General features: G+C 72.0%; 18 protein-coding genes. 6 read left to right on the forward strand and 12 right to left on the reverse strand.

Features of this window, described 5'->3' with window-relative positions; all coding sequences use genetic code 11:
* Positions 1-291: 291 nt before the first annotated feature.
* The 4 genes from ABD691_RS21240 to ABD691_RS21255 form a co-directional block, all read right to left on the reverse strand.
* The gene (locus tag ABD691_RS21240; RefSeq protein ID WP_344682364.1) at positions 292-843 is read right to left on the reverse strand and encodes a GNAT family N-acetyltransferase; all 552 of its coding nucleotides are present in this window, start codon (positions 841-843) and stop codon (positions 292-294) included.
* 22 nt (positions 844-865) lie between these two features.
* On the reverse strand, positions 866-1345 hold the full coding sequence (locus tag ABD691_RS21245; RefSeq protein ID WP_344682365.1) for a hypothetical protein: 480 nt from the start codon (positions 1343-1345) through the stop codon (positions 866-868).
* Positions 1342-2202 carry an NsdA family TPR-like regulatory protein gene (locus tag ABD691_RS21250; protein ID WP_344682367.1) on the reverse strand — a complete coding sequence of 287 codons (861 nt, stop codon included), beginning with the start codon at positions 2200-2202 and terminating at the stop codon, positions 1342-1344. The genes ABD691_RS21245 and ABD691_RS21250 overlap by 4 nt, the downstream gene beginning before the upstream one ends.
* A gap of 871 nt (positions 2203-3073) precedes the next feature.
* Positions 3074-3919, reverse strand: coding sequence for a PhzF family phenazine biosynthesis protein (locus ABD691_RS21255; RefSeq protein ID WP_344682369.1), 846 nt, complete (start codon positions 3917-3919; stop codon positions 3074-3076).
* A gap of 72 nt (positions 3920-3991) precedes the next feature.
* On the opposite strand from ABD691_RS21255, the gene ABD691_RS21260 reads away from it, so the two are divergent.
* A complete protein-coding gene (locus tag ABD691_RS21260; protein WP_344682371.1) occupies positions 3992-4861 on the forward strand; it encodes a LysR family transcriptional regulator in 870 nt (289 codons plus the stop codon).
* Here ABD691_RS21260 and ABD691_RS21265 read toward each other — a convergent pair.
* Positions 4858-5523: a class I SAM-dependent methyltransferase gene (locus tag ABD691_RS21265; RefSeq protein WP_344682373.1), complete on the reverse strand. Its 666-nt coding sequence runs from the start codon at positions 5521-5523 to the stop codon at positions 4858-4860. The two genes, ABD691_RS21260 and ABD691_RS21265, sit on opposite strands and share 4 nt — an antisense overlap.
* A 37-nt stretch (positions 5524-5560) precedes the next feature.
* The gene (locus tag ABD691_RS21270; RefSeq protein WP_344682375.1) at positions 5561-7162 is read right to left on the reverse strand and encodes a DUF2339 domain-containing protein; all 1602 of its coding nucleotides are present in this window, start codon (positions 7160-7162) and stop codon (positions 5561-5563) included.
* Here ABD691_RS21270 and ABD691_RS21275 point away from each other — a divergent pair.
* From ABD691_RS21275 to ABD691_RS21285, 3 genes are all read left to right on the forward strand, one after another.
* Entirely contained in the window at positions 7154-7540 is a 387-nt protein-coding gene (locus ABD691_RS21275) for a hypothetical protein (RefSeq protein ID WP_344682377.1), read from the forward strand. The two genes, ABD691_RS21270 and ABD691_RS21275, sit on opposite strands and share 9 nt — an antisense overlap.
* Positions 7541-7673: 133 nt before the next feature.
* Complete coding sequence (locus tag ABD691_RS21280) at positions 7674-8285, forward strand: LysE family transporter (protein WP_344682379.1); 612 nt, start codon at positions 7674-7676, stop codon at positions 8283-8285.
* A gap of 29 nt (positions 8286-8314) precedes the next feature.
* Positions 8315-11434: an AfsR/SARP family transcriptional regulator gene (locus tag ABD691_RS21285; RefSeq protein ID WP_344682381.1), complete on the forward strand. Its 3120-nt coding sequence runs from the start codon at positions 8315-8317 to the stop codon at positions 11432-11434.
* Between the two features lie 174 nt (positions 11435-11608).
* Here the strand turns inward: ABD691_RS21285 and ABD691_RS21290 are convergent, their stop codons facing one another.
* From ABD691_RS21290 to ABD691_RS21300, 3 genes are all read right to left on the reverse strand, one after another.
* Positions 11609-12478 carry an NAD(P)-dependent oxidoreductase gene (locus tag ABD691_RS21290; protein WP_344682382.1) on the reverse strand — a complete coding sequence of 290 codons (870 nt, stop codon included), beginning with the start codon at positions 12476-12478 and terminating at the stop codon, positions 11609-11611.
* 52 nt (positions 12479-12530) lie between these two features.
* Complete coding sequence (locus tag ABD691_RS21295) at positions 12531-13604, reverse strand: sulfite oxidase (protein ID WP_344682383.1); 1074 nt, start codon at positions 13602-13604, stop codon at positions 12531-12533.
* Between the two features lie 102 nt (positions 13605-13706).
* Positions 13707-15110 carry an FAD-binding oxidoreductase gene (locus ABD691_RS21300; protein ID WP_344682384.1) on the reverse strand — a complete coding sequence of 468 codons (1404 nt, stop codon included), beginning with the start codon at positions 15108-15110 and terminating at the stop codon, positions 13707-13709.
* A gap of 138 nt (positions 15111-15248) precedes the next feature.
* On the opposite strand from ABD691_RS21300, the gene ABD691_RS21305 reads away from it, so the two are divergent.
* Positions 15249-15791, forward strand: a complete 543-nt coding sequence (locus tag ABD691_RS21305) for a GNAT family N-acetyltransferase (protein WP_344682386.1) — start codon at positions 15249-15251, stop codon at positions 15789-15791.
* 27 nt (positions 15792-15818) lie between these two features.
* On the opposite strand, the gene ABD691_RS21310 is transcribed toward ABD691_RS21305, so the two are convergent.
* The 3 genes from ABD691_RS21310 to ABD691_RS21320 form a co-directional block, all read right to left on the reverse strand.
* A complete protein-coding gene (locus tag ABD691_RS21310) occupies positions 15819-17585 on the reverse strand; it encodes an AMP-dependent synthetase/ligase (RefSeq protein WP_344682388.1) in 1767 nt (588 codons plus the stop codon).
* A gap of 222 nt (positions 17586-17807) precedes the next feature.
* Positions 17808-18065 (reverse strand): hypothetical protein, encoded by a 258-nt coding sequence (locus ABD691_RS21315; RefSeq protein WP_344682390.1) that lies wholly within the window; start codon positions 18063-18065, stop codon positions 17808-17810.
* A gap of 145 nt (positions 18066-18210) precedes the next feature.
* Positions 18211-19422 carry a lysozyme gene (locus ABD691_RS21320; RefSeq protein WP_344682392.1) on the reverse strand — a complete coding sequence of 404 codons (1212 nt, stop codon included), beginning with the start codon at positions 19420-19422 and terminating at the stop codon, positions 18211-18213.
* Between the two features lie 373 nt (positions 19423-19795).
* Between ABD691_RS21320 and ABD691_RS21325 the strand changes: the two genes are divergently transcribed.
* Entirely contained in the window at positions 19796-22162 is a 2367-nt protein-coding gene (locus ABD691_RS21325; protein WP_344682394.1) for a Tex family protein, read from the forward strand.
* The last annotated feature ends 18 nt before the right edge of the window (positions 22163-22180 follow it).

The following is a 22180-nucleotide window of genomic DNA, read 5'->3' on the forward strand; positions in this document are numbered from 1 at the left end:
GGGCCCGGGGGCGGAGCCTGCTGGTGCGGGCCGGGGCCCGGCCGGGCCGGACCCGGCGAAGCCGGGCCGGGGCCGCGCCGGGGCGGCGGCCCCTGGGGCGGTTGGTTGCTCATGGCCCGCCATTGTGTCTACCGGGATCCAGCAGGAACACCCCCACCCCGCACCCGGCAGCCCGACGGTGGCCATCGTCGGTGGTCAGCGCGGTGACGTACGTCCTCTAATCACGTCGTGCTCCATCCGGCCAGACCGGCAGCCCACGTCGCCGGGCCACCAGCCCGAGCCGGACCCGAATCAGGCGTGGAGGTCCTTGATGAGGACGTCGAACACGGGCGAACCCGGCAACGGGTTGCGCTTCTGCGCGACCTTGCGCCACCCCCAGCTCGCGTACGCCTGCTGTGCGGGGGCCGCAGCCGGCTGGACGGTAAGGGTCGCGCGCTGTTCCGGACGATCCGCGAGCACGAGGTCGTGCAGGGCCGACGCAACTCCGGCACGCCGCCACTCGGCGCGAACCAGCAGCTCGATCAGAACGAAGGTCCGCCCCGGCGGTTCGTCGGTGACGCCGGATTCGACCTCGGTGGTGAGATCGGTCCACCACGGAGCACCGGGTGGCATGGTCAGACCGAAGCTGAACCCAGCCATGCGCCCATCCTGAGCACGTGCGATGACCAGGCTCGCCCCCGCACGCCGGTGCTGGACGGCGAACCGGTCCTTGAAGAGGCGAACGTGCTCGTCGCCGTACTCGTAGGGCGGCTCGGCGAACGCTTCCCGGAAGACCTCGCCCAGCTCGTCAGCGAGGCTGCCCGCGTCCTCGGCCGGGACGCGGTGGAACTCGGCGACGGGCACCACGTCACCGTACCGAGCACTTCTAATCGCGTCGTGCGCCATCCGGCCAGACCACCGAGACCGGCAACCCGCGTTGCCGGGCCGCCACGACGACGTCGGCGGTTCCGCCGTAGCCGCGGGCGGGCTGGCCATCCCAGACGGCGACGAGGCGATCGGCTTCGGTGAGCATCCGCACGCTGGCGTCCATGTGCGCTTCGGAGTCCGACTCGACGTGGTCGAGCCGGATGACATCAGCTGCCTGTCCGAGCAGGAAGTCGTAGGTGGTGTGGTGCCCCTCAGGGAGCCCGTCGCGGTACTCCGCCGCCGGCACGATCGCGATCAGACGGCCGCCGTGGTCAAGCACCGCACTCGCGAACAGAGCGTCCGCTCCATCAGCGAGGCAACTCAAGCCCACGAGGTCTTCCGGCGCTACCCGAGCGACCTCGGCGCGAAGGGCTTCATCGATGAGCTGCTCCGTCCGCAGCGGCAACCCGCGGTGCCCTGAGATCGCAAGTCGAATCAATGGTTTTCCTTGCCGTATAGCGGGGAAAGCGCTTGGTCCAGTTGCGCCAAAGCGCGGGTCTTCGGACTGGTCAGGGCAGCAGCCGCGGCCGAGAACGCCGTTTCGGAAGCTGTTCGATCCCCGAGTGCGGCCAGAGCGGTCGATTGGTAGCGCGCGACCTTGGCAGTGGTGAACGGAAACACCCATGGCCATTGCGGCTCGTCGCCGCTCTGCGAAGCCAGCTTTTCGGCCCTTCGAAGCGCAGCAATGGTCGACCCCCGGTCCCGCAGATGCGAGTAAGCCACGGCTTCCAGGGAGGCGAGCCATGCGCGTGCGCTGTTCGGGGCACGGCGGTCGAGATGGGCACTTGCCTTCTGGACCAGACCGATTCCGCTACGGGCGTCTCCGGATTCAACCGCGTAGTGGCCGAGGCTCGCTGTCATGTAGGAAACCAGGAGCGGGTGATTCGCCTTCTTGGCGAAGTGAATGCTGTCGGTGTACCGGCGACGCGCGGCGAGTCCGTCCCCGGTTTCGGCAGCGAGCCACGCGGCGAGCCCGGCGGTCTCGCTGAGGAGGGCGAACGCTCCAGCACCGGAAGACCTGCCCTCGACTTCGTTCGCAGCCAAGCGAAGATGCGCCTCGACAGCTGGCCGGAGCGACTGGGAGGAGATGTACGACTCCATTCTCCGGTAGTGCTGAGTAGGACCCGCCATAGCCGCGAGAAGATCGGTGGCCGACTCGATGGCGGGCCGCGACCACTCGGTCAATGCTCCGACAGACGCAGCCGGCCACCGGATCACGCCGCGTTCCCAATTGCCCACATGGTTCGCGGCGGCGGTGACCCTCCCGGTGGTTGCGTAAACCTCGCGATTGACCAACTCCGCGAGCTCCTGCCGAGTCAGGGGGTGCCCAGAGGAAGATGGGGAGTCGAGGCGCTCGCGGGCTGCTCGCAACTGCTCGTTGCATTCGGGCACGGTCGGTCCTCTCTGCGATCACCCGCAATGTAGCGAGGTTGCCGCGTAGGGCAAAGTCAACTCTCCCCCTGATCTCCCCTGGCTTTCCTGGTCTTCTCCGTTTCCGCTTTCGCCGCCGCGGGACACAGTCGCCTTATGAGCCGAGAGACAAGCGACCGCAGGCATCTGCCGATGGCCTGGCATGTCGAAGACGTCTCGCCCGCCGAGGTCTACACGTTCCGCTGGGGTCGGGGTGCGGGGTACTTCACCGTGCACGCCGGTGACATCGGTGCCAGCCACAGCAACGAGCGTCTGGTGGACACAGTCCGCGCCGCGAGCGACTGGGCCACCGAAGCCGATGTCACGGCGCACGCCAAACGGTGGCTTCGCGCGACTGCCCATGCGCGCCCTCTCCGGCCTTAACCCCCGAAAGCGGCGACCCGCGTCCTCCCCGTTCCCCGCGCCGGGTCGCCTGGCCGGGCCGCACCGTTCCCCGGCGGTGCGGTCCGGCCCCGTGACGTCATCGAGGTGCCATGCGATTGTCCGTCCACCGCCGGATTCCCAAGCTCCCCGCTTCCCAGCCGGTCCTCGGCGAACAGCGGGAGAAGGTCGCGAGCCTGTTCCGGGACGCCTACGAACGAGGCGCATACGCAGGATCTGGCCGGTGTGTACCGGGCGACGGTGACCGTGACCGGTCACCGCGGGCAGCACCCCGGAGTGACCATCGACGCCGTCCGAACCTCCTGGGACGAGCCAGCCACGCGCGCCCTGCGGGAAGCGCTCCACCTCGCCCCCGCTACTCCCCAATCGCCGTAGCGGTCCCGCTGACGCGGATCCCCGCGGCGCCGGGCGGGATGTCGACCACCAGCCGGCTCGGGCGTCCCATGTCCTCGCCCTGGTGGATGGTGACCCGCCCCGGCGGCGCGACGAGCCCCAGCTCCCGCAGGTAAGCGCCGAACGCGGCAGCCGCCGCGCCCGTGGCCGGGTCCTCGAAGACGCCGCCCGGCGGGAACGGGTCGCGGGCGTGGTACTGGCCGTCCTCACCTCGCCAGACCAAGTGCACGGTGGTCCAGTGCTGGTCGGCCATGAGCGCGCCGAGGGCTGCCTGGTCGTAGTCGAGGTCGGCGAGGCGTTCGCGGGTCGCGGCGGCGAGGACCAGGTGGTCGTTGCCCGCGTTGGCGATGCGCGGTGGCAGCGACGGGTCCAGGTCGGCGGTGTCCCAGCTGAGCGCGGCCAGGGCGGTTTCCAGGTCCGCCGACTCGGCTTCGCGGACCGACGGGGCGACGCTGGTCAGGGTCGCGTTGACCCGGCCTTCCTCCACCCGCGTGTCGACGGCGACCTCGCCCGCCGGGGTGGTGAGCACGAACTCGCCCACGCCGTCGCGGTCGGCCAGCGCCACCGCCGTGGCGATCGTGGCGTGGCCGCAGAACGCGACCTCGGCGAGCGGGCTGAAGTAGCGGATCCGGTACCGGCGCGGTCCCAGCTCGGCGACCAGGAACGCGGTCTCGGAGTAGCCGACCTCGGCCGCGGTGCGCTGCATCCACTGCTCGGTGGCGCCGGTCGCGTCGAGCACGACCCCGGCTGGGTTGCCGCCCTCGCCGTCGCGGTCGAAGGCGCTGTATCGGAGCACGTCGTTGTTCATAGCTCTCAGCCTGCGTCGCGCAGTAGCATCATGTCCAACGATGACTTTCGATGTACGCGATCGGACTTCTCGATGGATACCCGCCTTCTCCGCAGCTTCCTGGCCGTCGTCCGCACCGGTGGGATCACGGCTGCCGCGGCCGAGCTCGCCTACGTGCAGTCCACGGTCACCGCGCACGTCCAGTCGCTGGAACGCCAGGTGGGAGCCCGGCTGCTGGACCGGTCCGCCTCCGGTGTCGTGACCACCGCCGCCGGCGAGCGGCTGGCCGAGCACGCCCGCCGGATCGTCGACCTGGAGGACCGTATGTTCGCCGAGCTGGCCGACGCCGACCGTGCTCCGGCGGGCGCGGTCCGCCTGGCCGCGCCGGAGTCGGTGTGCGCGTACCGGCTGCCGCCGGTGTTCGCCGCGGTCGCCGAGCGGTTTCCCGACGTCCGGCTGTCGCTGCGGCCCGCCGCGACCCGCGCGGCGCTGAACGCGCTCGCGGATCGCGGTGCCGACCTGGCGTTGATCTTCGAACCGTCCGCCTCCGGCGAGGACCTGGACGTGACCGACCTCGGCCCGCAGCGCATGTCGCTCATCGCCGCGCCGACGACCGGGCTTCCGGCCAAGCGGCGGGTCACCGTGGGGGAACTGGCCAGCACCGGGGTCCTGCTGATGGAAGAAGGGTGCGGCTACAGCGACGAACTCGCCGGGCTGCTCCCCACCGACCCACCCAGGTTCGGCAGCGTCGAGACGGTCAAGCGCTGCGCGGAAGCCGGGCTCGGCGTTGCCCTGCTACCGACGGCCACGGTCGAGCCGGAACTGGCCGACGGACGGCTCGTCGAGCTGCGCCCGCCGAAGATCAGCCAGCAGCACTTGTGGTTGGTGCGCTCACGAAGTCGGTGGCTGTCCCCCGCCGTCCGCGCCGTGCGGTCGGTGCTCGCCGACGCGCTGAGCGCCTAGGCTTTCCGCAGGCGCAGCACGAGGAAATCGGGCTGGTGGTTCAGCCGCTCGAAGTACTCCGGGTACCGCTCGCGCATGCTTTCGGCCGGCCTGGGCTCGACGAGCCGTTCGATGAGGAACCCGGAATCCGTTGCCGCCGCGCACAGGCTGGACAGCGGCTCGCGCCAGTACCGGACCGTCGTCCCGCCGCCGACTCCCCAGGTGTCGGTTTCCAGGACGACATCGAAGTACGAGCCGCCCTTGCGCACCCAGTCCATCGTCGGGTGCTGCGTGGAGAGCACGAGCGATCCACCTGTCCGCAGAACCCGGTGGAATTCGGCGAAAGCGGCACGCCTGTCGTCGGCGTGGTGGATGGCCATCGCGCACAGCACCAGGTCGAATTCCTCGGCAGGCCAGGGAAGTTCCTCCCCGAGCCGGGCCTGGTCGATCCGCGCGCGGTCGCCCACCCGCTTCCTGGCGAGCTCGACCATCGCCGGACTCGCATCGAAACCGACGACTTCCGCGCCGCGGCCGAGCAGTTCCTCCGCGTAGAGCCCCGGACCGCAGGCCGCGTCGAGCACCCGCTTGCCCCGGACATCCCGGAGGACTTCCAGTACGGCGGGACGGTCGTAGTGCGCGTTGTAGGGGCTGTCCGACGCGTGCCGCTCGAATTCCGATCCCATGACGTCGTATGGTGACCAGAGATCCATTTCCGGCAGGCTACCCCTGCGCCGACACCAGACGTGCGTACCGCACGCCCGCCGCGAGCAGCACCAGCCCCGCGCACAGGAACGCCGCCACCCGCGCGAATCCGTCCAATGTGGCCAGATCGAACAGGAACAGCTTCGCCAGCGACACCGACATCAGCACCATGCCCGCCACCCGCAGGTGGGTGCGGCGGATTCCGCGCAGCAGCAACGCGATCGCCGCGACCACCCAGCTCAGGGTGATCAGGATGTGCGCGGTGAGGAAGCCGGTCCGGTCGTCGCGGAACAGCTGCACCAGGGCCATCGTCGCGCCGGCGGTGCCGTAGAGCAGCACGATCCCGGGCAGGACCCACAGCCCGGTCGAGTCGCGGCTGAGCACTTCCAGGCGGACTGCGGTGAGCGGGACGAGCAGCGCGACCGCCGCGATCATCAGGCCCACCAGGACACCGACGATTCCCCTTGGCTCGGCCACGTCCAGCAGCGCCAGCACCGGAACCTCGTGGAACAGCGCGATGACGGACCCGAACGCCCCGAACGCCAGCGCGCCGACCAGAACTCCGCCGCTGCGCAAGGAGAACGCGCCGAGCGTCAGCAGCAGCGCCTCGCACAGCAGCGCGGTCGCCCACGCCGACGGGTCGATGAAGATCATCGTCGCCTGCACCGCCGCGACCGCCGCGGCTCCCCCGGCTGCGGCGACGAACGCGCGGGTCAGGCGCTCCCGCAGGACGTAGCGGCCGACCACCCAGACCGCGGCCAGCACCACGGCCACGGCCGCGGCGATCAGGCCCGCGTTGGTCCGCTCGACCAGCGGAGCCGCCAGCAGCGCGGGCGCGGGCGCGGCGACGAGCAGGCCGATCGCGGTGACCTGGTCGACCCGGCCGAACCCGGCGGTGACCACGGCGGCCACCACCCCGAGCAGCGACACCACGAGCACCGCGACCGCCGTGGTCCCGCCGTCGGCCGGGAACGTCAGCGCCCAGACGTCGGCCACCAGCGCGGCCAGCACGCACGGAATCCCCGCCGCCAGCGCGAGTCCGCGCCAGCCGTGCCGGAGCTGCACCGGAGCGGCGGCGACCTGCAGCACCAGCAGGAAACCGACCAGCAACGCGTCCGGCTGCCCGGTGATCAGCGGCGCGCACGCGGCGCAGCCGACGACCACGCCGATCGCCGGCCCCTGCGCGCGCCATCGGTCCGCGAGCGCGAGACCGGCGCCCGCCACGAGCAGTCCAAGGCCGAGCCCGGCGAGCTTCGGCAGGTACGCGTACAGCGCCGTGGCGGCCACGACCGTCAGGTGCAGCGCGGCGAATCCCGTTGCGGCGACGGCATAAGCGCCCACCTTGCCGGTCGGCCTGCGGTGCACCCACATCGCCACGCCGATCAGCGCGGCGCCCAGCAGCGCACCACCGCCGACGCGCAGTCGCGGGGTCAGCCAGCCCTGCTGGGCGGCGAGCACCAGCAGGAAGACCACGCCCAGCAGCGTCACCGCGCCACCCGCGACCGCGAGGACCTGGCTCGTCGTCACGGTCGGTCCGGTCCGGCGCGGCGGCGCGGGAGGTGGCGCGAACTGCTGCGGATACGGCTGGAACGGCGGCGGCATCTGCTGGGGATGCGGCATCGGCGCGGGCGGCTGTTCCGGCGGCGGCTGGGGATGCGGTTGTTCCGGCGCAGGCTGCTGGAGGTGCTGTTCCGGCGCCTGGAGATGCGGCTGTTCCACTGCTGGCTGAGCAGCCGTGGTCTGGGCTGTCGCGGGATGCCCAGTCGCTGGCTGAGCTGTCGCGGCCTGCCCAGTCGCGGGATGCCCAGCCGCGGCCTGCCCAGTCACGGGATGCCCAGCCGCGGCCTGCCCAGTCGCGGGCTGCGCAGTCGCGGGCTGAGCAGTCGTGGCCTGGGGCGGGACGGGCTGGAACGCCTGCGCGGAGTGGGCGTTGAGCTGCTCGCCCAGCTCGGCCAGCCTGCGTCCGATGGCCACCAGCTCTCCGGCGACCTGCGGTAACGAACCGGGATCCGACATGAGGCCCAAGTGTTTTCCACCAGGCCGGGACCACGCATCTGTAGGACTACTCAGATGCCGGTCGCGGCCGGAAATCGCGTTGCCGCACAGGCTGGCCGACGCCGACAATCCGCCCATGACCTCGGCGTTCCTCTCCGGCTTACTCGCCGGATACGGGATCGCCCTGCCCGTGGGCGCGGTCGCCGTCCACCTGGTCGCGCTCACCGCACGGACGTCGTGGCTCGTCGGGGTTTCCGCAGCGCTGGGCGTGGCGACCGTGGACGGGCTCTACGCGTTGCTCGCCGTGCTCGGCGGAAACGCGATCGCGGGCCCGATCCGCGCGGCCTCCGGAGTGCTGCCGGTCATCGCGGGCTTGGTGCTGATCGGGCTCGCGGCGCGCACGGTCCGGACAGCGATCACCCAGCACCGCAAGCAGATCGAAACGGGCGACGAGCGGACCGGTCCGCTGCGTGCGTACGCGACGCTGGTCGGCCTCACCGCGCTCAACCCCGCGACCATCGTCTACTTCGCCGCGTTGGTCGCGGGCGGCCCCCGGACCGGGACCGGCGCCGAGCAGGCCGTGTTCGTCGTCGCCGCCACCGCCGCTTCCGCGAGCTGGCAGCTGCTGGTCGCGACCGGCGGTTCGGTGCTCGGCCGCGTGCTGACCGGAGCGCGCGGCCGGCTGTGGACGGCGGTGGTGTCGGGGGCCGTGATCTTCGCCTTGGGCGTGGACCTGCTCGTGCGCTGACCGTCAGGCCCGCGCACTACTGTGACCTCGTGCGATTCGGTGTGCTGGGCCCGCTTGCGGTGTGGACTTCCGGCGGTGATCCGGTCCAGGTCCCGGAGGCGAAGGTCCGGGCGCTGCTGGCCGTCCTGCTCGCTGCGGAGGGCAGGCCGGTGCCGGTCGACCGGATCGCCGACGAGCTGTGGGGCGACGATCTCCCCGGCGACCCCGCCAACACCCTCCAGACCAAGGTGTCGCAGCTGCGCCGCGCGCTGGACCGGGCCGAGCCGGGCGCTCGGAAGCTGGTCGTGCACCAGGCCCCGGGCTATCGGCTCGCGGCCGAGTCCGTGGACGTCCGGCAGTTCCGGGAGCTGGCCGGCGCCGCCCGGCTCGCCGGTACCCCGGGGGAGAAGGCGCGGCTGCTCACCGAAGCCCTCGCGCTGTGGCGGGGTCCGGCGTTCGCCGACTTCGCCGACGAACCGTTCGCGGCGGCGTCGGTGCAACGGTTGGACGAGGAACGCCTTGCCGCCGCTGAAGAACTCGCCGAAGCCCGGCTGGAGCTGGGCGAGCACGACGCGGTCATCGGCGAACTCGGCGAGCTGATCGCCCGCCATCCGCTGCGGGAGCGGTCGCGCGGCCTGCGGATGCGCGCGCTGTACCAGGCCGGGCGGCAGGGCGAAGCGCTCGCCGACTTCACCGAGCTGCGGACCCGGCTGGCCGACGACCTCGGAATCGGCCCCGGACCGGAACTGTCCGGCCTGCACCAGGCGATCCTGCGGCACGAGCTGCCGCGCCCGGCGGCTCCGGCCCGGACGAACCTGCCCGCACCGGTCACCGAACTGGTCGGGCGCACCGGCGCGGTGGCCGCGATCCGGTCGCGGCTGGGCGCGGCGCGGCTGGTCACGCTGACCGGGCCGGGCGGCGTCGGCAAGACCCGGCTGGCCGAGGAGTGCGCGCGGGGCCTGGTGGACGACTTCGCCGACGGGGTGTGGCTGGTCGAGTTCGCGGGGGTCCGCGACGGCTGGGTGGCCGCGGCCGTGGCGACCGCGCTCGGAGTCCGGGAGGAGGCCGCGCCCGCGGGCCCGCCGCCCGCCGGGCTCGCCGACCGGCTCGTGGAAGTGCTGCGCGGCAAGGAGATCCTGCTCGTCCTGGACAACTGCGAGCAGCTGGTCGAGCCGCTGGCCGAGCTGGTCGCCCGGCTGCTTCGCGCCGCGCCGGGGCTGCGCGTGCTGGCCACGAGCCGGGAACCGCTGGGCCTGGCCGGTGAGGTGCTGTGGGCGGTCGCCCCGCTCGACGTCCCGGAGGTACCACCCGCCGACCGCTCCGACGAGCAGGTGCTCGCCGCCGTCCGCGACTTCGCCGCGGTGCGGCTGTTCACCGCCCGCGCCGCGGCCACCTCGGACTTCGTCCTCGACGCGGGCAACGCGCGGGCGGTGGCCGCACTCTGCCGCGGGCTGGACGGCATCCCGCTGGCGCTGGAGCTGGCCGCCACCAGGGTGCGCGCGCTCGGCGTGCACGAGGTGCTGGAACGACTCGACGACCGGTTCCGCCTGCTGGTCAAGGGACATCGCGACGCCCCGGCCCGGCAGCGGACCCTGCGCGCGGTGATCGACTGGAGCTGGGGCCTGCTGACCGAGGCGGAGCGGACCGTGCTGCGGCGCCTGGCCGTGCACGCCGAGGGCTGCCGGCTCGACGCCGCCGAGGCGGTGTGCTCGGGCGAGGGCGTGCGGCCCGAGGAGGTCGCCGACCTGCTGGACCGGCTGGTCGACCGCTCGCTGGTGGTGTGCCGCCCGGGCCCGCGCTACCGCCTGCTCGAATCGGTCACCGCCTACTGCCTGGAACAGCTCGCGGCCGAAGGGGAACTGCAACGGCTGCGGGACCGCCACGCGCGCTTCTACCTGGAGCTGGCCGAACGCGCCGATCCGCGGCTGCGCGGGCCGGAGCAGCGGCGCTGGCTCGAACGCCTGGACGCCGACGCCGCGAACCTGCGCAGCGCCCTGGAAACCCTTGGCGGACAAGCGGATCGGCTGGTGCGCGCGCTGCTCTGGTACTGGTTCCTGCGCGGGAGGTTCGGCGAAGCGCGTCAGGCGTTGCGCTCGGACGAGCCCGACGTGGCCGCATGGAGGGCGGCGCTGGGGGTGCTGGCCGGGGATCCGGTTGACGAGGACGCTTTCGCGCGGGCCGACGACATCGCCGATCCGGCGCTGCGAGCGCGGGTGCGGTGGTTCCTCGGCTACGTCAAGTCCACCATCGGCGATCTCGCCGACGGCGAGGTGTTCACCGAGCGCGCGCTGCGCGAGTTCCGGGCGCTCGACGACCGGTGGGGCATCGCGGCGGCGCACAGCGACCGCGCGAGCCAGGCGATGAGCAAGGGCGATTTCGCCGCCGCCCGGCGGGAAGCGCGGCTCAGCGCCGAGCTGTTCGCCGAACTCGGCGACCGCTGGGGACAGTTGCAGGCGTCGTTCGCCCTCGGGTCGCTGGCCGAGACCGGCGGCGACCACGAGCAGGCGGCCCGGCTGCACCGCGAGGGCCTGCGCAAGGCCGAGGAGCTGGGGTTGCTGCCCGAGGTCGCCTACCAGCTGACCTGGCTCGGCCGGGTCGCCCTGCTCTCCGGCGACTTCGAACAGGCGCAGGACTACCACGAGCGGGCCGTGCGGCTAGCCGCCGAACAGGGCTTCCGGTCCGGGGAGCTCTACGCCGAAACCGGGCTCGCGCTGGGCGAACGCAGGCGGGGCAGGCTCGACCGGGCCGAGACGCACCTGCGGAAAGTGCTGGCCTGGTACCGGGAATCCGGTTTCCACCCCAGCTGCGCGCTCATCCTGGCCGAGCTCGGTTTCGTCGCCGAGCTGCGCGGCGACGCCGCGGGCGCGTTGCGTTGGCATGCCGAGGGATTCGCCCTCGCACGGCGCAGCGGCGACCCCCGCGCGCTCGCGCTGGCGGGCGAAGGTCTCGCCGGGGCGCACGCGCTGTCCGGCGACCACGTCCGCGCCGCCCGGCTGCTGGGGGCGGCGGCGAAGGCGCGGGAGTCCGTGGGGACTCCGCTGCCGAAGGCGGAGTCCGGCGACGTTGACCGGATCACCGAGGCCGCGCGCGCAGCGCTCGGCGGTCCGGCTTTCGAGGCGGAGTTCGGCCACGGCGGCCAACAAACCATCGCGGAGGCCAGCGGGCTTTGAGCCTTTAAGCGGCAAAGCCGCTTAGCCCACCCGACCAACCGGCACCGCCGCGGGTTCTCAGGCGTTCCTCGGCGAGGACAGCTTTTTCCGTCGTATTGGACATACGTCGGAAAAAGATCCCGCAGCCGAGGGACGCCTGAGGTTCCGCCACCCGCACCGCCAAGCAGAGCGAGTTCACCCCTTAATAACCTCATAAAGACTGGTCCAGCTGTCCTTGCCGTGCCCTGCCGCGATGGCCCGGTCATAGTGCGACTTGACAGCCTTCGGCAGTTCCAGGTCGATTCCCGCCGCCTTCGACGCTTCGACGATGTGGTCCGCCGTCGCGCCCATCATGGTCACGTTGGCCTGGTCTCCCGGGTGCTCGCCGTCCTGCACCGCCTTCGCCGCCTCCGGAAGGAAGTACGCGACGAGGCCGAAGGTTTCCTTCGCCCACGGCGCGTACTCCGTCGCCGGCACTCCTGCCGATGCCAGCAGCGCCGTCGCGTGCAGGAAGGCCGACAGCGACGTGAGGAAGACGTCCAGCTGCGCCTGGTAGTACAGCTGCGCCAGGCCCGCGTCGGTGCCGACGTAGTCGGGCCTGCCGAGCAGCGCCAGCGTCGGCTCGTGCGCGTCGAAGACCTCGCGCGGGCCGCTGTAGTAGACGTAGGCGCCTTCCCCGCCGACCATGCTCTCCGGAACCATGATCCCGCCGGTGATGAACGCCGCCCCGTGGTCGGACGCCCACCGGGCCGCTTCGCGGGTCCGCTCCGGGCTGTCCGAGCTGAGGTTGACGATCACCTTGCCCGCGAGGCTGTCGGTGATGCCGCCGAGGATGTCGTACATCGCCTGGTAGTCGGTCAGGCTCAGCAGCACCAGCCGGGACGCGGCCACCGCCTCGGCCGCCGTCCCGGCCCGGACCGCGCCCCTGTCCACGACTCCGTCGGCGCGGCTCGCGGTCCGGTTCCACACCGTCACCGGGTGCCCGTGCTCCAGCAGGGTGGTGACGACGGCCTGTCCCATCGGGCCGAGGCCGATCACGGTCACCGGTGCCTTGTTCTCGCTCATGGTCTGCCTCCTTCTGGCTGGTGAGACCACTCTGCGAGCGGGCGCGCACGATCTACGCACGGTCCACGCACGTGACCCGCGTGCGGTACCAGGCGTGGTTGAAGTAGCCCTTGGGATTCCACAGGTCGGCTTCCCGTTCGGGCTGCACCGCCGCGGCCGTGTCCCAGGCGCGGCTGACGATCTCGGCCTCGCCCGGCGGCAGCTGCACCACCGCCCGCCAGCGGCGCCACGTCCACGGGCTGGGCTGCTCGTCGAGTTCGGCCCGCTGCCAGCGGGAACCGCCGTCGACCGAGACCTCCACCCGCGCGACTCCCCTGCCGTCACCGGCCAGCGCGTAGCCGCTGACCGCCGTGGCGCCCGCGGGCACGGTCTCCCCCGCGGCCGGGGTGAGGATCGCGGAGTTGACCGCGATCGGCCCCAGCTCGATGCCGTCCTCCCCCGCGACCGGCTCCGCGGGCAGCAGCCGGTAGGCCACCGCCTGGAAGAAGTTGGCCGACGGCCGCGACCGCACGGTGATCCGGTCGACCCACTTCACGCTGCGCGCCCCGATGTAGCCGGGCACGACCACCCGCACCGGCGCGCCGTGCACCGGAGGCAGCGGGGCGCCGTTCATCTCCCACGCCAGCAGAACTTCTCCGGACCTGGCCTTGGACAACGGGATCGAGCCGCCGAACCGCTGCGGCGGGCTGGCTTCCTCGGCGATGTCGGGCGCCTCGAACTCCACGTGGGCGGCGGTCGCCGCGACCCCGGCACGAGCGAGCACGTCGGCGAGCCGGACTCCCTTCCACCGAGCGGCCGACGTCGCTCCGGGGCCCCACTGGTGGCCGGGTATGTCCTGCAGCTTCGACAGGCTCGACCGCCGGTTCCCCGCGCACTGCAGGCTGGCGACCACCTCGTGGTGGTCGAACTCGCGCAGCTCCGCCAGGGACAACCGCAGCTCGCGCCCCACCAGCCCGTCCACCGCGAGGCGCCACCGCGCCGGATCGGACTCCGGCACGATGCCGTGGTTGCGCACGTAGAAGTGGCCGACCCCGGTCACCGCGGCGCGCGCGAGCGCGTGCGGCGCGGGTTCGGCGTTGAACGGTTCGTGCTCGTGGACGATCAGGTCGTCGTGCTTTCCCCACATCCGGCACATTCTGGCTGCGCCGGACGGGTGCGGCGGGTGCTGACGTGATCACGCCATCCGATCGGCGGAGGATTTCCGGCCGAGGGCAAGAGGATTCGATGCTCAGAACCCGGCCGGCTTGATGTTCGGGTTGCGGTGCAACAGGTTTTCCGGGTCGTACTCCGCCTTGATCCCGGCCAGCCTGCGGTACTTGTCCGGGCCGAAGGCGTTGCGCACCCGGTCGGAGTCGTCGTAGTCGTTCATGAAGTTGACGTAGGTTCCCTGGTTGATCGCGTGCGGGGCCAGGGCGTCGCACATCGTGCGCGACCACGTCCTGTCCTCAGCCACGAGGTCCGGATCGGGCGCCAGCGCGGCGGCGTTGAAGATGACCCCGGTCCGGCGGCTGCCGCCGAACGCCGTCGCGTCCTCGTCGACGGCCCGGAACGCACCGCCCACCGGGAAGATCGGCAGGAACGACATCGCCGACCGCTTCTCCGGCATCCGGCCGGTGATCACCTCGATCACCTCGTCCGACAGCCGCTCCAGGTAAACCGCCTTCTCGTAGGCGAGGATGCCCCACGGCGCGGCGTCGTCGAGCATCCGCTGCAGGTCCGGGAACGGCATCGGGGTGACGAACTCGAACAGCGGTGGCAGCTCCGCGCGGACCGCCCGCAGCAGGGCCTCGTGCTCGCGCTCCGGCCCGAAACCGGCGACGATCAGCGCGTACCCGGGGACCAGCCGGTGCTGCGGCGGGACGAACTCCGCGGGCGGGGCGTTGAGCCCGGCGATCATCGCGCCCATCCCGGCGGGCAGGTCCTCGGTGACCTCCCTGGCCACCCGCAGCGCCGCCACGCCGTCGTCGAGACCCCAGAAGAACAGCCCCATCCGCACCAGCGGCGGCATCGGGTGCGCGCGGAACTCGAACTCGGTGACCACGCCGAAGTTCCCGCCACCGCCGCGCAGCGCCCAGAACAGGTCGGCGTGCTCGTCCCGCGACGCGCGCAGCACGTCACCGCCGACGGTGACCACCTCGGCCGAGATCAGGTTGTCGCAGCTGAGCCCGTGCTCGTGGGTCAGCCAGCCGAAACCGCCGCCCAGCGCCAGGCCGCCGATGCCGGTGTGGCTGATGGTGCCCGCGGGGACCGCCAGGCCCTGCGCGCAGGTGGCCGCGTCGAGGTCGGCCATCGTGGTTCCGCCGCCGCAGCGGACCCGGCGGTGCTGCTCGTCCACCGAGATGCCGCGCATCGCGGTGAGGTCGACGACCAGCCCGTCGTCGCACACGGCGGCACCGCCGAAGTTGTGCCCGCCGCCGCGCACGGCGATCTCCAGCCCGGTCTCCCGCGCGAAGCCGAGCGCCAGCGCCACGTCCCCCGGCCCGGCGCAGCGCGCGATCAGCAGCGGTCTGCGGTCCACCGAGCCGTTCCACACCTCTCTCGCGGTGTCGTACTCCGGGTCCGCCGCGGTGATCAGCTGTCCGGACAGCCGCTCCCGAAGCCCGCTGACGTCCTGTTCCATGAGCGTGGACATGGCAAACCTCCTCCGCCGAGACCTCCAGGCGACATCAGCGACCCAGGGCCCGCCAGGGACAAAAGGCATGCCGGAACCGGCCGCCACTGCCTAGGCTGACCCGGCAAACGCGAATTCAAGTCACGAACGGAGCGTGCGATGCTGGCCTGCCCCCTCGCCGACGGTGCCGAGCTGCGACCGCTGGAACCCTGGCAGGCGGCGGAGTTCGCCGCCTACACCGACCGCCACCGCGCGCACCTGCGGGAGTGGCTGCCGTGGGCGGACCTGGTCACCGACGAAGGCTCGGCTCGCGCCTTCCTCCAGCGCTACGCCGACCGGCAGGCCGCCGACGACGGCCGGATCTACGGGATCTGGCTCGACGGCGAGCTGGCGGGCGGCACGGTGTTCCGGGTCTTCGACCCGCAGTCCGGGAGCTGCGAGATCGGCGTGTGGCTGTCACCGGAGGCGCAGGGCCGGGGGCTGATCACCACCGCGGTCCGCCACATGATCGACTGGGCGGTCCGGGTGCGCGGCATGCGCCGCGTGGAGTGGCGCAACGCCCGGGACAACACCCGCAGCAGCGCCGTCGCCCAGCGTCTGGGCATGCGCCGCGACGGCGTGCTGCGCGAGAACTTCCTGTTCCGCGGCCACCGCCACGACGTCGAGATCTGGTCCGTGCTCGACCACGAGTGGCGGAGCTGACCGCCCTGGGGCTCCGCCACCCGCGAACTAGCCCTGGTACATCGCGTCCAGGGTGGCCTGGTTGTTCTGCTCCACCACCCGCCGCTTCACCTTCAAGCTCGGCGTCAGCTCGCCGGCCTCGATCGACAGATCGCGCGGCAGCACCACGAAGTTCTTGATCGTCTCCCAGCGGTTGAGCCCGGCGTTGAGCTCGTCGACGTAGCCCTGCACCATCGCGCGCGCCGCCTCCGACGTCACGATCTCGGCGTACGGGCGCCCGGCCAGCCCGTTGTCCCTGGCCCACCCGCCGATCGCGTCCTCGTCGAGGGTCACCAGCGCGGTGCAGTAGTTGCGGCCCGGCCCGTGCACCAGGAACTGGCTCGCGTACGGGCACAGCGCCTTGAACCGCCCCTCCACCGCCGAGGGCGCGACGTACTTGCCGCCGGAGGTCTTGAACAGGTCCTTCTTCCGGTCGGTGATGCGGATGAACCCGTCCTGGTCGATCTCGCCGATGTCGCCGGTGTGCAGCCAGCCGTCGGCGTCGAGCGCGTTCACGGTCTCGTCGTCGCGGTGGTGGTAGCCCGACATCACCCCGGGCCCCCGCACCAGGATCTCGCCGTCCTCGGCGACGCTGAACTCGGTGCCGGGGAACGGCAGCCCGACCGTGCCGAACTTGTAGGCGTCCGGCCGGTTCACCGCGCTGCCCGCCGAGGTCTCGGTGAGCCCGTAGCCCTCCAGGACCAGCACGCCCGCCGCGTGGAACCACTCCGCGATCTCCGGGTCCAGCGGCGCGGAACCGGACAGGAAGAACCGGACCCGGCCGCCGAAGCGGGCGCGGATCTTGGCGAACACCAGCGCGTCGGCGATCCGGTGCGACACCGCCAGCCGCGGCGGTACCCGCCCTCCGGCGCGGCGGGTGCGGGAGACCTGGAGTCCGACCGCGAAAGCCCAGTCGAAGAGCTTCTTCTTCAGCCCGCCCTCGCTCGCCGCCATCGTCACGATGCGGCCGTGGACCTTCTCGAAGATGCGCGGCGCCGCGCCCATGAACGTCGGCCGGACCACCGCGAGGTTGTCCACCAGCCGGTCGATGCGGCCGTCGATCGCGGTCGGGAAGCCGACCGCCAGCTGCGCGCACATCAGGACCTTGCCGAACGCGTGCGCCATCGGCAGCCAGAAGTACTGCACGTCGTCGAGGGACAGCACCCGCTGCTCGGCGACCGCCGCACCCTCGTAGGTCCACGCCGAGTGCCGCAGCCGCACGCCCTTGGGCGGTCCGGTGGTGCCGGAGGTGTAGATGACGGTGGCCAGCGAGTCGCCGGTGGTGGCCTCGGTGCGCTGGCGCACCACGTCGGGCCGGTCGGCCAGCAGCTGCGCGCCGAGCTGTTCGAGCTCGGCGAGCGGGATGACCCAGTCGCCGTCCGGGGTGCCGTCGAAGGTGATCACCTTGCGGATCTCGCCGAGCTCGTCGCGGTGCTCGCGCAGCTTGGCGATCTGCTCGTCGTCCTCGGCGAACACCACCCTGCTGCCCGAGTCGGACAGGATGTAGGCGACCTCGGCCGACAGCGTGCTCGGGTAGATCGTGGTGGTCGCCGCGCCCGCGCACATCACGGCCAGGTCGGCGATCGCCCACTCGTGCCGGGTGCCCGCGGCGATGGCGACCCGCTCCTCGGGCTCGACGCCCAGGGCGAGCAGTCCGGCGGCGAGCTCGGTGACCCGCTCGCCCACTTCGGCCCAGGTCAGCGATTCCCAGCCGGCACCGGCGGGATAGCGCAGCGCTTCCCGCTCCGGGGTCTGGGAAACGCGGTCGAACAGCATCCGGCCCACCGAGGATGGGCGGGTTCCGACCGCGGACGGAGTCTGCGTGCTGGCTTCCATCGAGTCCCTCCGAGGAGCGGACCAGGCAAAACGCCCGGCTCGACAACGCGTGCCAGCACAGTAGAGGAAATCCCTACTTGCGGGTAGCCCAAGCCACCCGTTCGCACCCTCTCACCCCATCGAGAGGTGAGACCGGATGCGGGCGGTGACGCCGCCGGAGCCTCACGCGGCTTCCGACAGCAGCCGGTCGACGTGGTCGGCGAAGCTCCAGAGACCGTCCAGCAGGGCCCGGTACTCGGCGTCGTCGTAGCCGACCTCAAGCCAGTGCCGCAGCATCGCGCTCTCCTGCCGGAGGCTGGTGACGTCGTCGGTGTCGGTGAGGTCCAGCAGGTCGATCCGGTTCCGCAGCACGCGCGCGGACTCCAGCGCGGTGAGCACCGGCAGCAGGCCGGACTCGTGGAAGGACTGGTACGCGCCCAAGATCGCTCCTCGGGTACTTGGCACGGAGGGGGTCTGCCGAGGATGGACCCGGCGAGCCGCGGACGACAGGGGCCGTTGGTCCCGTCTTTCGGCGTGCGAAACGGACCGCCCGCTGGTCGCGGACGGTCCGTTCGGCTGGTGCGGGTCAGTTCGAGGCGAGCTTCTTCAGCCGCTCGAGACCGCCCTGGAACTGGTTCAGGTCGGTGGGCTTGCCGATCCCGCCGACCTTGCCCTTGTCGGTGTACTGCCAGAAGTCCCAGTCGTCGAAACCGGCGGGGACCTTCGGGTTGTCGACGCCGTAGGAGGCCAGCCACAGCGGGTGGTCGCCGTAGGAGTCGGTGCCACCCATGCACTCGTTCCAGAAGGACGGGTTGGCGTAGATGATCGGGTCCTTGCCGGTGGCGTCCTTGATCTTGCGGTTGAAGGTGTCGGTCCACTGGTGCATCTCCGGCACCGACAGCCCGTAGCAGCCGCCCTTCTTCGGGTCGACCTCCAGGTCCAGCACCGGGGGCAGGCTCTTGCCGTCGGGCTGGTAGTCGGCGGTGGCCAGCAGGCGGTCGGCCTGCGCCTCGGCGGACTTGTCGGGCCGCGCGAAGTGGTAGGCACCGGCGATCAGCCCGGCGTCCTTGGCGCCGTGGTACTGCTCGCTGTAGCGGGGGTTGGTGAAGCTGGTGCCGTCGGTGGCCAGCACGAAGGTGAACTGCTTGCCGTCGGCCGCGACCTGCTTCCAGTCGATGGAGCCGTTGTGGTTGGACACGTCGATGCCCTCCACCGGCGGGCCCCACGGGACCTCGGGCTCGGGAACCGGCGCCGGGGCGGGGGCCGGAGCCGGAGCGGGCTCGTCGCCCTCGCCGTCGCGCGGCTGCGCGGCGGCCTGCGGCTGACCGGCGGACGGCTGGGCCGCGGGAGGCATGGCCGCGGTCTGCGCGGCCTCCTCCACGCGCTCGCTCTCGGACGGGGCGCCGGTCGCGCCGACCAGCAGGGCGAGCACGCCGACCGCGGCCAGCGCGGCGCCGAACTGCATCGACCGAAGGCGCGGGGACACCGCGCCCGGCTCGGCCGGGGTGCGCTCGGACAGACCCAGCTTCTCCCGGATCGCGGTCACCTGCGGCGCCACCCTCTCCCAGAGGCGCCGCTCGGCGATCCACTGCTGGACGCGCCGCAGCAGCGGGGCCAGCCACTCGCGGACGCGCTGCGCGGCAGCCGACTCACCGATGCGGTGTGCCACCGGTCGCACCTGGTCCACTGCCGAACGCGCGGTCTGGTCGGCGCGCAGCGCTGCCGAGCGCCAGCGGCTCGGCGTTTCGTCGGGGGTGTTTTCGGGGGTTCGTGGTTCGTCGGGGGATTCGGGTTTCACGAGTCCCCACACTCCAGCACGGAGAGTGCAAGGGCATCGCGGTTTGTACGTAGCCAGGTACCTAGATTGACCCTATCGTGCTAACGGACCACCACCATTCAGTCACCAACCGTGAAAATTGCCTGGTCGTTTGGCCTAGGTCACACGAATCGGTCACAGCGAGCGACGAACACGGGGAGTGACCGCGGCCACCCCGGCACGGCCGCGGGCGGGCCGGTGTGCCCGACACGCCGACACGTGTGGCGGACGGGCCGTCCAGGTGCTTCCGGCAGAATGCACGCGGATCTCGGCGACGAAGATCCTCAACCGGCAACAGGTTCCGGGGCGGCTCTCGCCCGCGCGTCCCGGAACGACCTCAAAGGCGGATCAGACAGTGACTGTGCATCAGAAGATCGCCGACGAGCTCGGCGTCCGGGAGCGGCAGGTGCAGGCCGCCGTCGACCTGCTCGACGGCGGCGCGACCGTGCCGTTCATCGCCCGCTACCGCAAGGAGGCGACCGGCGCGCTCGACGACGCCCAGCTGCGCACCCTGGAGGACCGCCTGCGCTACCTGCGCGAGCTGGAGGAGCGCCGCACCACGGTGCTGGAGTCGATCCGCTCGCAGGGCAAGCTCGACGACGCGCTGGAAGCCAGCATCATGGCCGCCGACTCCAAGGCCCGGCTGGAGGACATCTACCTGCCGTTCAAGCCCAAGCGGCGCACCAAGGCCCAGATCGCCATCGAGGCCGGGCTCCAGCCGCTGGCCGACCTGCTGCTCTCGGCCCCCTCGCACGACCCGAAGGAGACCGCCGCGGGCTACGTCGACGCCGACAAGGGCGTCGCCGACGCCACGGCCGCGCTGGAGGGCGCGCGGGCGATCCTGGTGGAGCGGTTCTCCGAGGACGCCGACCTCATCGGCGAGCTGCGCGAGCGGATGTGGACCCGGGGCAGGCTGGTCTCCCGCGTCCGGGACGGCAAGCAGGACGAGGGCGCGAAGTTCTCCGACTACTTCGAGTTCTCCGAGGCGTTCACCAAGCTGCCCTCGCACCGGGTCCTCGCGATGTTCCGCGGGGAGAAGGAGGAGGCGCTGGAGCTGTCGCTGGAGCCGGACGACGGCACCGAGCAGCCGGAGGGCCCGACCGACTACGAGCGCAGCATCGCGCAGCGCTTCGACATCTCCGACCAGGGCAGGCCCGCCGACCGCTGGCTGTCGGACGTGGTGCGCTGGGCCTGGCGCACCCGCGTGCTGACCCACCTCGGCATCGACCTGCGGCTGCGGCTGCGGCAAGCCGCCGAGGACGAGGCGGTGCGGGTGTTCGCGGCCAACCTCCGCGACCTGCTGCTGGCCGCGCCCGCCGGGATGCGCCCGACGATGGGCCTGGACCCGGGCTACCGCACCGGGGTGAAGGTCGCCGTGGTCGACGGAACCGGAAAGCTGGTCGCCACCGACACGATCTACCCGCACCAGCCGCAGCAGCGCTGGGACCAGGCCATCGCCACCCTGGAGAAGCTGGCCCGCACGCACGGCGTGGAGCTGGTCGCGATCGGCAACGGCACCGCGTCGCGGGAGACCGACAAACTGGCCGGGGAGCTGATCGGCAAGCACCCGGACCTCAAGCTCACCAAGATCTCGGTGTCGGAGGCGGGTGCGTCGGTCTACTCGGCCTCCCCGTACGCCTCCCGCGAGCTGCCGGACCTGGACGTGTCGCTGCGCGGCGCGGTGTCGATCGCCCGGCGGCTGCAGGACCCGCTGGCCGAGCTGGTCAAGATCGACCCGAAGTCCATCGGGGTCGGCCAGTACCAGCACGACGTGTCCGAGACCAAGCTGTCGCGGTCGCTGGACGCGGTGGTCGAGGACTGCGTGAACGCGGTCGGCGTGGACGTCAACACCGCGTCGGCCCCGCTGCTGACCCGCGTGTCGGGCATCGGCGAGGGCCTGGCGGACAACATCGTGCTGCACCGCGACGCGAACGGACCGTTCCGCACCCGCAAGTCGCTCAAGGACGTCGCCCGCCTCGGCCCGAAGGCGTTCGAGCAGTGCGCGGGCTTCCTGCGCATCCCCGGCGGTGACGACCCGCTCGACTCCTCGGCGGTGCACCCCGAGGCGTACCCGGTGGTGCGGCGCATCCTGGAGACCACCGACGGCGACATCCGCAACCTGATCGGCAACGGCAAGGTGCTCAGGTCGCTGCGCCCGGACAAGTTCGTCGACGACACCTTCGGCCTGCCGACTGTCACCGACATCCTCACCGAGCTGGAGAAGCCGGGCCGCGACCCACGGCCCACGTTCAAGACGGCGACCTTCGCCGAAGGCGTGGAGAAGATCGGCGACCTGGAACCGGGGATGCAGCTGGAGGGCGTGGTCACCAACGTCGCCGCCTTCGGCGCGTTCGTCGACGTCGGGGTCCACCAGGACGGCCTGGTGCACGTCTCGGCCATGTCGAAGAACTTCGTCAGCGACCCGCGCGAGATCGTCAAATCCGGCGACGTGGTCCGGGTGAAGGTCCTCGACGTCGACATCCCGCGCAAGCGCATCTCGCTCACCCTGCGCCTCGACGACGACACCAGCGGCGGCGGACGCGCGGAGCGCGGCCAAGGCGGCGGGAACGGCGGAGGCGGACGCCGCGGGGGCGGAGGCGCCGGAGGCGGCAAGCGCCCGCAGCGAAGCGGAGGGCAGCAGCGCCGCGAGGCGCCGCAGGGCGCCCTCGCGGACGCGCTGCGGCGCGCGGGCTTCGACAACGGCGGGCAGCGCCGCCGGTAGGCGGCGGCTGTGCCCGGG

Origin of the sequence: Saccharopolyspora taberi (assembly GCF_039534165.1) — a bacterium.
GTDB lineage: Bacteria > Actinomycetota > Actinomycetes > Mycobacteriales > Pseudonocardiaceae > Saccharopolyspora_D > Saccharopolyspora_D taberi.